Source organism: Acidimicrobiales bacterium (genome assembly GCA_036273495.1).
Classification (GTDB): Bacteria; Actinomycetota; Acidimicrobiia; order Acidimicrobiales; family JAJPHE01; genus DASSEU01.
Genome location: DASUHN010000356.1, coordinates 1 through 10,376, shown reverse-complemented (window position 1 = coordinate 10,376; position 10,376 = coordinate 1). Strand labels below are relative to the sequence as shown.

13 protein-coding genes are annotated in these 10,376 nt (G+C 72.1%); 4 read left to right on the top strand and 9 right to left on the bottom strand.

Going from position 1 to position 10,376, the window contains the following annotated elements; genetic code table 11:
* Nucleotides 1-216 (top strand): hypothetical protein (locus VFW24_15160; GenBank protein HEX5268104.1); only part of this gene is annotated, 216 nt, incomplete at its 5' end.
* Between the two features lie 117 nt (nt 217-333).
* Nucleotides 334-1,368 carry a hypothetical protein gene (locus VFW24_15155; GenBank protein ID HEX5268103.1) on the top strand — a complete coding sequence of 345 codons (1,035 nt, stop codon included), beginning with the start codon at nt 334-336 and terminating at the stop codon, nt 1,366-1,368.
* 120 nt (nt 1,369-1,488) lie between these two features.
* On the opposite strand, the gene VFW24_15150 is transcribed toward VFW24_15155, so the two are convergent.
* Entirely contained in the window at nt 1,489-2,406 is a 918-nt protein-coding gene (locus tag VFW24_15150; GenBank protein HEX5268102.1) for a sulfite exporter TauE/SafE family protein, read from the bottom strand.
* 112 nt (nt 2,407-2,518) lie between these two features.
* On the opposite strand from VFW24_15150, the gene VFW24_15145 reads away from it, so the two are divergent.
* A complete protein-coding gene (locus VFW24_15145; GenBank protein HEX5268101.1) occupies nt 2,519-3,217 on the top strand; it encodes an alpha/beta hydrolase in 699 nt (232 codons plus the stop codon).
* On the opposite strand, the gene VFW24_15140 is transcribed toward VFW24_15145, so the two are convergent.
* From VFW24_15140 to VFW24_15125, 4 genes are read right to left on the bottom strand one after another with little or no spacing between them, the layout of a single operon-like run.
* The gene (locus VFW24_15140; protein ID HEX5268100.1) at nt 3,111-4,070 is read right to left on the bottom strand and encodes a metal ABC transporter permease; all 960 of its coding nucleotides are present in this window, start codon (nt 4,068-4,070) and stop codon (nt 3,111-3,113) included. The two genes, VFW24_15145 and VFW24_15140, sit on opposite strands and share 107 nt — an antisense overlap.
* On the bottom strand, nt 4,052-4,861 hold the full coding sequence (locus VFW24_15135; GenBank protein HEX5268099.1) for a metal ABC transporter permease: 810 nt from the start codon (nt 4,859-4,861) through the stop codon (nt 4,052-4,054). Before VFW24_15135 ends, VFW24_15140 begins: the two co-directional genes overlap by 19 nt.
* Nucleotides 4,862-4,869: 8 nt before the next feature.
* Nucleotides 4,870-5,700, bottom strand: a complete 831-nt coding sequence (locus tag VFW24_15130) for an ABC transporter ATP-binding protein (protein HEX5268098.1) — start codon at nt 5,698-5,700, stop codon at nt 4,870-4,872.
* Nucleotides 5,697-6,620, bottom strand: coding sequence for a zinc ABC transporter substrate-binding protein (locus VFW24_15125; GenBank protein HEX5268097.1), 924 nt, complete (start codon nt 6,618-6,620; stop codon nt 5,697-5,699). The genes VFW24_15130 and VFW24_15125 overlap by 4 nt, the downstream gene beginning before the upstream one ends.
* Nucleotides 6,621-6,639: 19 nt before the next feature.
* On the opposite strand from VFW24_15125, the gene VFW24_15120 reads away from it, so the two are divergent.
* Nucleotides 6,640-7,083 carry a transcriptional repressor gene (locus VFW24_15120; protein HEX5268096.1) on the top strand — a complete coding sequence of 148 codons (444 nt, stop codon included), beginning with the start codon at nt 6,640-6,642 and terminating at the stop codon, nt 7,081-7,083.
* Between the two features lie 31 nt (nt 7,084-7,114).
* On the opposite strand, the gene VFW24_15115 is transcribed toward VFW24_15120, so the two are convergent.
* From VFW24_15115 to VFW24_15100, 4 genes are read right to left on the bottom strand one after another with little or no spacing between them, the layout of a single operon-like run.
* Nucleotides 7,115-8,026, bottom strand: coding sequence for an NAD(P)-dependent oxidoreductase (locus VFW24_15115; GenBank protein ID HEX5268095.1), 912 nt, complete (start codon nt 8,024-8,026; stop codon nt 7,115-7,117).
* A gap of 31 nt (nt 8,027-8,057) precedes the next feature.
* Nucleotides 8,058-8,333 carry a hypothetical protein gene (locus VFW24_15110; protein HEX5268094.1) on the bottom strand — a complete coding sequence of 92 codons (276 nt, stop codon included), beginning with the start codon at nt 8,331-8,333 and terminating at the stop codon, nt 8,058-8,060.
* A 1-nt stretch (nt 8,334) separates the two neighbouring features.
* Entirely contained in the window at nt 8,335-9,783 is a 1,449-nt protein-coding gene (locus VFW24_15105; protein HEX5268093.1) for a DUF4331 domain-containing protein, read from the bottom strand.
* A gap of 34 nt (nt 9,784-9,817) precedes the next feature.
* A complete protein-coding gene (locus VFW24_15100) occupies nt 9,818-10,117 on the bottom strand; it encodes a hypothetical protein (protein HEX5268092.1) in 300 nt (99 codons plus the stop codon).
* Nucleotides 10,118-10,376 lie beyond the last annotated feature (259 nt).

The window sequence follows — 10,376 nt, the reverse complement described above, 5'->3', positions numbered from 1 at the left end:
CGCATGCAGTGGGGTCAGGTCCGGGGCTTCCGGGGCTACACCTCCTGGTTCCCCAGCTGCACCTGCAGCGAGGACAACTTCGGGTCGGGCGACTACGCCGAGGTGTTCGCGTCCTGGCAGGTCGGCCCGCAGCTCGGGTGGCGGTCCAGCCGGGCCGGGCCCCCGGACCCGGCCCAGATGCGCCGGCTCATGCCGTACCTGACCGTCGGGTCGTAGGTGCCGGGCCGTGGCACGGTCTGCCTCTCGGAGCGGGAAGGCATCGCACCGGCGCAGCAGGTGTTTCCCCTAGGTTGGGTCCGGCGGACCGGCCCCGACGGCCGGCGAGGAGGCGGAGTGAGCAAGGCGGGTCACACCAGGCTGTTGGCTGCATCTCTGTTGGGCGGCGGGCTGCTGCTGGCCGCCTGCTCGTCGTCGGGATCGGTGACGGCCGGGTCGTCGTCGACGACGGCTGCCGGTCCCAGCCTGTCGGCCACCCCCAGCGCCCTGCACTTCTTCCTGCAGTCGCGCAGCCAGGGCCTGTTCGGCCCGGACGGGAAGGCGGCCGATCCCAACCAGCCGCCCGCGGTGGGGGACTACTTCACCGACTCCGATCTCGTCTACACCGGCAACCACTCCAGCCACGGGGCCACGACCATCGGGTCGGCGCACCTGCTCTGCGCGGTGACGGCGGTGTCGGGCAACGGTGGCTCCGGTCTGTGCGACGGGTTGATCGATCTCGGCGGTTCGATGCTCGTGGCCGACCACCAGTCGATCGATCTCACCAACAACAACGTCAAGCTGAACATCACCGGGGGCACGGGCCGGTACCAGGGTGCGCAGGGGACGCTGTCGAGCGCCAACGTGGGCAACACCAACGACACCGACCTCACGATCAGCGTGTCCCGGCCGAGCGGCAAGGCGGGGTCGACGCCCTCCGGCTCCGGCGCCCCCACGGTCTCCACGACACCGCAGGCGTCGCACTACTTCCAGTCGACGACCGAGGACCTGCAGTTCGGCCCGGACGGCAAGGCCCTGGACCAGAACGCCGCACCCGCCGCCGGGGACTACTTCGTCTCGTCCGACGACGACTACACCGGTAACCACACCACCCACGGCAAGGCGGTCGTCGGGACCGACCATCTGGTCTGCGTGCTGACCCAGGTCGCGCCCGGAAGCCAGACCGGCACCGGCGTGTGCGACGGCGGCATCGCCTTCGGCAACTCGATGCTGGTGGCCGAGCAGCAGAAGATCACGTTCTCCGACAGCCCGAGCGTCACGGTCAACCTGACCGGCGGCACCGGCAGCTTCGCGGGCGCCCACGGCACGATCCTGTCGACGTCCATCGCCAACAGCGACAACTCCGACGTCACCATCACGGTGTCCAAGTAGGTCCCGGCTCACCGGGCGGCGGCCGCCCCCGCCTCGGGCTCGGCGATCGCCGCACAGGTCACGACCCGGTTGCGGTCCCGGCGCTTGGCCTCGTAGAGGGCGGCATCCGATGGCCAGGCTCTAGCGGCCTGGCGCCCCTCCCGGAGAGGGGGTCGCCACCGAGACCGTCCGGGGCGAGCCCGTTCCGAGCAGCGCCCTGGCCCCGAGGAACAGGCCCCCCACCACGACCACGACGAGGAGGGTCACCCCGAGGGCATGGGTGCCCAGCCCCACGTACTTGAGCCCCGACGCCAGGATCACGAAGGTGATGACCGGGCGCAGCATGCGGTCGGGGACCCGGGACGAGAGGAGCGAGCCCACCAGCACGGCGGGGACGCTGCCGACGACGAGCGAGCCGGTGACGGGCAGGGCCACGTGCCCGAACGCCAGCGCCCCCAGGGCGGCGGCGGCGGTGAGGGGGATGGCCTGGGTGAGGTCGGTGCCCACCAGTTGCTTGGCGCCGATGGCCGGGTACACGAACATGAGCAGCACGATCATGAGAGAGCCGGCACCCACCGACGTGATCCCGACGACCAGGCCCCCGATCACCCCGATCGCCAGCGTGGGCAGGGGCCGCAGCGTCACCTCCCCGACCAGCCCGCGTCTCCGCTGGCCGGTGCGATGGTCCAGGGCCCGGCGCAGCACCATGGCCCCGGCGCCCACGAGGAGGGCGGCGCCCAGGGCCCGCTGGATGTTGTGCTCGGCGCTCGTGGTGTGACCCATGAGGTGGAGGAGGTACGACCCGAGGAAGGCGGCGGGCACCGAGCCCGCCGCCATCCACGTCACCAGGCCGAGGTTGACCGTGCCCCGCTTCAGATGGACGGCGGCGCCGACCGGGCGCATGACCACGGCCGCCACCAGGTCCGAGGAGATGGCGGTGGACGGCTTGACCGAGAAGAGGAGGATCAGCATGGGGGTCATGAGGGCCCCACCCCCGGCGCCGGTCAGGCCGACGAGCAGGCCGACCACCGCGCTGCCCATAACTATGTAGCCGTCCACCCGCCCTCCCCTTCTGAACCCGTACCGTCTGAACACATAAATCCGAGTGAGTAAATCAACTTTAACGATTGAGATGGGTCGGGCGCAAGACCCGGCTCCGGGAACCCGGCCCTTGGGGTGCGTCTCGGCCGGCGCGGGCCGGCCCCTGGTGCTGCTCCACGGCTACGCCATGCAGCCCTGGACCTACCTCGGGCTGGCCCGGGTGCTGGGGAAGGAGGCGCGGGTGGTGATCCCGGCCATCTTCGCCCTAGGGGGGAGGTGGACCTTCGCCCGCGCCCTCGACGCCCTGGTCGCCACCCTCGACGATCTGGGCCTGGACCGGGTGAGCCTGCTCGGCCACTCCTTCGGCGGCGGCCTGGAGCTCGGTCTGGCCGCCCGGCACCCGGAGCGGGTGGTGGAGTGCGTCTTCGCCGACACCCTCGGGGTGAAGGAGCGCTTCGGACTGGCCGGCGAGGCCCTGCGCCATCCCCTCGGGATCCTGGCCATGGCCACGCCGCGTGCGGCGGCGTCGTTCCTCCAGTCCCTGGTCACCCATCCCGGCCAGCTGGCGGCCGCGGCCATGTGGGGTTTCCTGAGCGAGCGCGAGCCGGACATCGAGGCGGTCGTCCAGGCCGGCATCCCCTGCCATGTGCTGTGGGCCAACCACGACACGCTGCTGGCCCGGTCGGACGGTCGGGAGTTCGCCCGGCGCCTGCACGCCGGCTTCACCGTGGCGGCCGGTCCGCCCGTCGAGCACGACTGGATGTTCGAGAACCCGGAGCTGTTTGCCGCTCACCTGCGCCGGCTGGGGCTGGAGGTGCTGGGCGGCTGAAGGCGGTGGTGGCCCGGCCGGCCACGGCGGCCACGGCCGGACCCACCGACGCGGCCAGGTAGACCGCGGTGGCCACGGCCAGGATGGAGAAGCTGGGCGGGAGGCGCGGCACCGCGTAGCTGAGCCCCAGACCGATCCACATCGAGGCGACGGCCAGCCCGGCCGAGAGCCACATGGCCCGGTACGGCCGGCTGGTCAGGCGCAGGGCCGCTCCTGCGGGGGCGGCGAGCAGGCCGAGCAGCAACAGGGCGCCGACGGCCTGGGTCGCCTCGGCGGCGGTGGCCCCGACCACGGCGAGGAACCCGACGCCGAGGACGCGCACCGGGACGCCGCGCGCCGCGGCCACGGCGTCGTCGACACTGGCGAACAGGAGGGGCCGGGCCCCGGCCAGCACGACGAGCACCAGCACCGAGGCCAACACGGCCGCAAAGCGGGCCTGTCCCGCTGACAACCCGAAGATCGACCCGAACAGCACGTTCACGCCCGCGGCGGAGTTCCCGGTGCTGTTTGACGTCGTGTAGAGCGTCAGCATCAGCACGCCCACGCCGAGGACCCACGCGAAGACGGTGCCGGTCACCACGTCGTCGGCCCGCCCGTTCCTCCCGATGACGGCCATGCCGGCGCCGACGGCGATGGTCGCGGCGAACAGCCCCAGCCGGGCGTCGATCCCCGCCGCCAGGGCGGCCAGGGCGCCGGTGAACGCGACGTGGCTGAGGGCGTCGCCGGTGAAGACCTGGCTGCGCAGCACCACGAAGTACCCGACCAGTCCGGCCAGGACGGCGATGGCCGTTCCCGCCAGGTAGGCGTTGCGCATGAACGGATGGGCCAGGAGGCTCACCGCCGGCTCCGCCATCGGCGCCACCCCGACGCCGCCAGGTAGACGCCGAAGCCGAAGGTGGCGATCCAGAACCCGATGGGCCACGACGAGTGGTAGGCCGCGGTCAGGGCGGCCCAGGTGATCCCGACTGCGATCACGACCGACGCGGCCAGGCCGGCCCCGGGGCGGATGGTGAGGGCCTGGGCGGCGGCGGCGGGCATGACCAGCACGGCGAACACCAGCAGGGCCCCGGTGATCTGGCTGATCTCGGCGACGGTGAGGCCGAGGGCCAGCAGGAAACCGGCGGACACGGCGCGCACCGGCACGCCCCGCGCCGCCGCCACGTCGGGGTCGACCGACGCGAACAGGAGAGGGCGCCCGGCCAGCGCCAGCGCCACCACCGCCGCGGTGCACACGAGCAGAAGGGTGAGCACCTGCCCGTCGGTGATCCCGAGGAAGCTGCCGAACAGCAGGGAGCTCACCCCGTTCAGGAACCCGTGGTACAGGCTGACGAACAGGAAGCCGGCCGCCAGACCGAAGGCCTGCACGACGCCGATGCCCGCCGACTCGTGGCTGCGGTCCCCGCCGGTGGCGCGGGGCAGGGCGGCGATCAGCAGCGCCCCTGCTCCGCAGAACCCGAAGTACCCCCACGCCGCGTTCACCCCCAGCCACACCGCCCCGGCAGCGCCGGGGAACCCGACGACCGCGAGGGTGTGGCCGGCGAAGGTCTGGCGGCGCAGGACCATGAACCAGCCCATGAGCCCGCCCGCCACCGCCACGATCGTCCCCGCCCGGAAGGCGTTGACCATGAAGTGATAGGCGAACACGACCGGGCCTAGGAGTGGGTGTGCCGGTCGGCGTGGTAGGCGGGGGGCTCGGGCTGGCCCACCACGACGAGGCGGCCGTCGGACGCGTGCAGCACCTCGATCGGGGTGCTGAACAGATCGGTGAGGGTCGACGACGTGATCACCTCGGCCGGCGCCCCGCTGACGGCGCTGCCCCGCCCGAGGTACACGACCCGGTCGAGATAGGGGAGGATCGGGTTGACGTCGTGGGCCACCATCACGACCGTCACCCCCTCGCCACACACCTTGGCCACCAGGGCCGCCACCGCGGCCTGGTTGGGGAGGTCGAGGCTGTCCAGGGGCTCGTCGAGGATCAGAAGCCGGGGCTGGCGGACCAGGGCCTGGGCTATCAGCAGGCGCTGCTGCTCCCCCCCCGACACCTCTCCCACCGGGCGGTCGGCAAAGGGGCCCGCCCCCACCAGCTCGATCGTCTGCTGGACCCGGATCTCCGACCGGCGCCGTCGCCCGGTCCGGCCCGGGAGGGGCACGCCCCAGCGGTCCCCGTCGAGACCGAGCTGCACCATGTCCCGGCCCCGGACCCGCAGCCCGGCGTCGAAGCTGCGCCGCTGGGGCAGGTACCCGATGGCGTCGTTGTGGCGCCCGGGCCGGTCCCCGAGCACGGTCAGGGTGCCGGCGGCCAGCGGCAGCAGGCCGAGCACGGCCTTCACCAGCGTCGACTTGCCGGCCCCGTTGGGGCCGAGCACGGCCACGAACTCGCCGGCGTCGACCTGCATGTCGAGGTCGCGCCACACCCGCCGGCCCCCCAGGGCCACGGCGGCGCGGGTGGCGGAGATCACCTCCTGCGGGCCGGCGCCGGTCATCGTCCCGTGGCCCGGTGCAGGGCGGCCTGCAGGCTCTCGAGCTGGCGCGCCTGCCAGGCCTCGAAGGTGGCCGAGGCCGGGGTCAGGGTCTCGGTCATGGCCGTCACCGGGATGCCCGCGAGCCGGGCGGCGTCGACCTGGGCCTGCACGTCAGGGGTGGCGTTCTGGCTGTTGAACACGAGGAGCTTGATGGCGTGGGTGCGGATCTGGTTGTCGATGGTCGCCTTGTCGGCCGCGGTGGGCTCGCCGCCCTCGCTGACGGCGTCGAGGAAGCTCGCCGGTGTGAGCAGGTCGAGGCCGAGGGCCTGGGCCATGGGCGCGAAGATGCTCTCGGACGCCCCGACCGGGGTGCCCGCGTACCTGGCCCTGATGGAGGCCAGGAGCGAGTGGTACCGCGCCAGGCCGGAGGAGAGGAAGGTGGCGCGCTGCCGGTCGAAGTAGGACGCGTCCCTGGGCCGGGCGTGCTCGTAGCCGGCGGTGATGGCGTCGATCACCCGGCCGACGTTGGTGGGGGAGTACCAGCGGTGGGGATTGCCGCCGGGCCGGATCCCCACCACGTCACCCACGTCCAGCGCGGCCCGGCCCGCCGCCGGGTCGGCGGCCAGCAGCTGCTGGACCCACGGGTCGTAGCCGATCCCGTTGTAGACGACCATGTCGGCCTTGGCCAGGGCCACGGCGTCGGCAGGGGTGGGCTCGTAGGAATGGGGATCGGTGTCCGGGTTGGTGATGATGCTCGTGACCGTCACCCTGGTCCCTCCGAGCTGGGCGGCGATGCTGCCCCAGAAGTTCTCCGCCGCGACCACCGAGAGGTGGTCTCCGCCCGACGACCCGGCGGCTGCCGGCCCGCGGCCGCATCCGGCGACGGCTGCCCCCAGAGCCACGACCGCCAGCGCCGGCAGCAGCAGCGATCTGGACTCCATGGGCTACACTATAATAAGAATGATTCCTAGTCTGTCCAGCGTGCACGACGAGGTGGCCATCCTGCTGGCCCGGGTCGAGCAGCGCTACACCGCCCTACGCCGGGCCCTGGTCGAGACCCTGGCGGCGGCCGGCCGTCCCGTCACCATCCGGGAAATCATTCTCACCACTCCCGAGCTGACCCAGAGCAGCGCCTACCGGAACATCACCGTCCTGATCGAAGCCGGGGCGGTGCGGCGGGTGAGCGGGGCCGACGACCACGGACGCTTCGAGCTGGGCGAGGACCTGTCCGGCCACCATCACCACCTCGTATGTCACTCGTGCGGCGTGGTGGCGGACGTGCGCCCCTCGCCCCGGCTGGAGCGGGCCCTGGCCGAGGCGGCCCGGGCGGTGGAGGAGGAGGACGCCTTCTCCGTGACCGATCACCGCTTCGACTTCGTCGGGCTGTGCTCCGACTGCCGCTGACCGGCGCCGGGACGGGCGGCCCCGGGCGGGATCAGCCCGGCGGGTAGCGCGCCTCGTAGGTGCGGCGCAGGCCGTCGCGCCACCCGACCCGGCACGGGCCGGTGAAGGACCGCCGCCGGGTGCCGTCGGCCACCGATCCCCGCAGCGTGTTCGGCACCGGGGTGACGGTGACCTCGGCCGGGCGGCCGGCCAGCTCTCCCATGTGTGCGGCCCACTCCTGCACGCTCACCGGCTCGTCCCCGGCCCAGTTGACGACGACGGCCGGCACGGCGGCGGCGGCCAGAAGGGCCTCGAGCTGCTCGTTGATGTCGTCCTGGTGGATGGGGCTGTACATGCACGGGTCCCATCGGGTCACGACCGGCTGGCCGCGTACCACGGCGTCGAGATGGTGCACGGGCAGCCCGCCGTTGGGCCCGTAGGACGCGTTCATCCGGGCTATCACCACCGGCAGGCCGAGCAGGCGGGCACACGTCCGGGCCACCGCCTCCTGGCCGATCTTGGACACCGAGTACGGCGGGGAGTGGGCGGCGTTGACGTCTCCCAGGGGATCGGTCTCCACGAACAGGTGGAGCGGGTCCTCCTGGGGCTTGTACACGGAGTGGGTCGACATCACCAACGCCGTCCGCGCCTTCCGGCAGTGGGACAGCAGCAGCCCGGTGCCCTCGGCGTTGGTGCGCACGGCCTGGTCGTAGTCGAGGGAGTGGGCCTGGTAGGCGGCCAGGTGGACCACGTAGGTGAAGTCGTCGGGGATCCCGCTCATGTCCCCGTCCCCGAGATCGGCCACGACCGTCTTCACGCCGAGGGCGTCGACGCGCTCGCGCGAGCCGGCCTCGGAGAAGCGGGCCACCCCCCACACCTCGTTGTGCGGGGCCAGGTACTCGACCAGCGGGAAGGCGATCTGGCCGGCGGGCCCCGTCACCAGGATCTTCTCGTCGGTCAGCACCCGGCCCCTCCCGTCGCGTGGGAGGCGGACGCTACCCGGTGGCCATCTCGGTCACCTGGCCCGAGGTCACCCGCACCGTCCCCAGCCACGACCCGTCGGGCGCCCACACGTCGTGGTCGCCTACCGGCACGGCGGGGAAGACCGCCGCCACCAGGGCGCCGGTGGGCACGTGGCGGCGCCGGGCCACCGTGTGGCTGCGGGCGCGAGGCCGGCCCCGGGGGCTGATCTCCAGCTCGCGCCCGCACAGCTCCTCGGACACGGTCACGACGAGGGCGCCCACCCCGGCCCCGATGTCGAGCACCACCATGTCAGTAGCTGCTCACCATGGTGGGCGTGTCGTCGGCGGGCACGTCCCAGCCGGCGTAGGGCTGGCCGAGGTAGGGGAACCCGGGGAGGAACTGCGCCGTGCCCTCGGCGTTTAGGTCGTTGGGACCGCTGGTCAGGCCCTGGTGGACAACGGTGGCCACGTCGTCGGGCTTGTAGGACTTGTCGATGAGGGCGTAGGTCACCCCGGCGATGGCCCGGATCTCGATGGTCGTCACGTCGTCGAAGACCCGGCGCCCGTTGGGGAAGCCGGCGGCGTCCCCGCCCAGCAGCCCGATGTTGCTCGGTGACGACGTGGTCGGAGGGATCGCCATGTTCAGCCGGAGCATGTCGGCCTGGGTCGTTCCCATCGAGTTCTGGAAGCCGGGCACGACCCCCGGCGGGATCCCGGTGAGCAGCACCGCCACCAGGTCGGCCCGGGGCTTGCCCGACTTGTTGAGGGCGTCGAGGTTCGGGAAGGCCCCCGGGTAGAGGACCGGGAGCAGTCCGGCCAGCTCGGGCTTGTTGTAGTAGTGGGTGAACTGCGAGTCGGTCCCCGGCCCGGTCGCGTTCCATGCGTCCTTGTCCCCCAGGGGGATGATCACCTCGTTGATGAGCGGGTTCCCCAACCGGGAGACCTGCACCCACGGGCCGGCGTAGGTGGGGGAACCGTTGGACCCGAGCATCCTCACCTTCTGGCGGAAGGCGCTGGTCCAGACCCCGATGACCGACGAGCGGCTGCTGGGATCGGTCGGGTAGACACCCGACTTGGTGAGGAGGGCCTTGGGGATCTGCAGGGCGATGCTGTGCACGTTGAGGCCCTTGGTCCCGTTGATGCCCGGCGCCGGGCTGTTCATCTGCGGGGGGACGGAAACCCCGAACTTGTTGTGGGCCTGCTCGAACGGACGCAGGTCCCCGAGATCGAAGATGGCGCCGAGGTCGACGTAGAAGCCGTCGGCCCGCTGGCCGGCGAAGACCCGCTCCCCGTCGGCCAGCTTCCCGACGGCCGCGCCGGCCAGGGCCTCGTAGTTGGGAGTCGACAGCGGCCCGATGTTGCACGGGGGGCACACCAGGTTCGAGCCGACGATGCGCCCGGCCTGGTGCTGGAACTTCGCCACCCGGTACGTCTGACGGCGGTTCCAGTGCGCGTCCCCCAGGTTGCCGATGGGCCCGGTGTTGTACAGGAACGTCTCGGGGTTGCCGACCGACGTGTTGAACTGGAACTGGTAGATGATGTCGGATACCCCGTCACCGTTGTTGTCGATGTCGATCTGGTACAGGACGTCATCCCCGAACTCGTAGAAGTTCGGACCGCCGGCCGGCCCCTGCAGCGGGACGTAGTTGGCGATGATGGTGACGGTGTCGGGTTTGTCCGGGCTGACGAAGGCATACAGGTCGGCGCTGTCGGCGGCGGGATCCTTCGAGATCTCCGGGGCCTCACGATGGGATGACATGGCTCACCTCGCAACTAGTGGGGTCGGACACTGCTCACCGGGCGGCTCGGGCCAGGCGGGCGGCCATCCCGGGATCGCGGATGACTGTCTCCTGGGTTCCGGAGTAGATGCTGATCTCGCCCGTCGTCAGGTCGCGCACGTGGGCCACGACCGTTCCCTCCAGCTCCCCGCCCAGCTCGACGGCGCCCTCCTCGGCCACGGCGGCGTCGGCCTCGGTCCCCGCTCCGGCCAGCAACCCCGGCAGCGCCGTGGCGGGCGCCGAGGCCAGGAGCCCCGCCGTCGCTGCGGCCAGTGAGCTCTTGGTGAGGAAAGCTCTTCGACTCAGATGGCTCACCGGTCCTCCTCCGTCGTCGGGCACTGGGGTTTCGTCGCCGGGGGGGTCCGTGGATGTGGGCGCCGGTGGCCAACTTCCGATGGTCCGCACTCACTAGACAGTGCACGTGGACATCCGCGGGCGCCGGCGGCGGCGAATAGAGCTCGGATGAGAGACGACCTCTCCCTGCTCGGCGACGCCGCCCTCGTCGTGGCCATCGCCCGCTGGCGCCAGGACGCGCTGACCGAGGCCTACCGGCGCCATGGCGGCGCCGTGTACG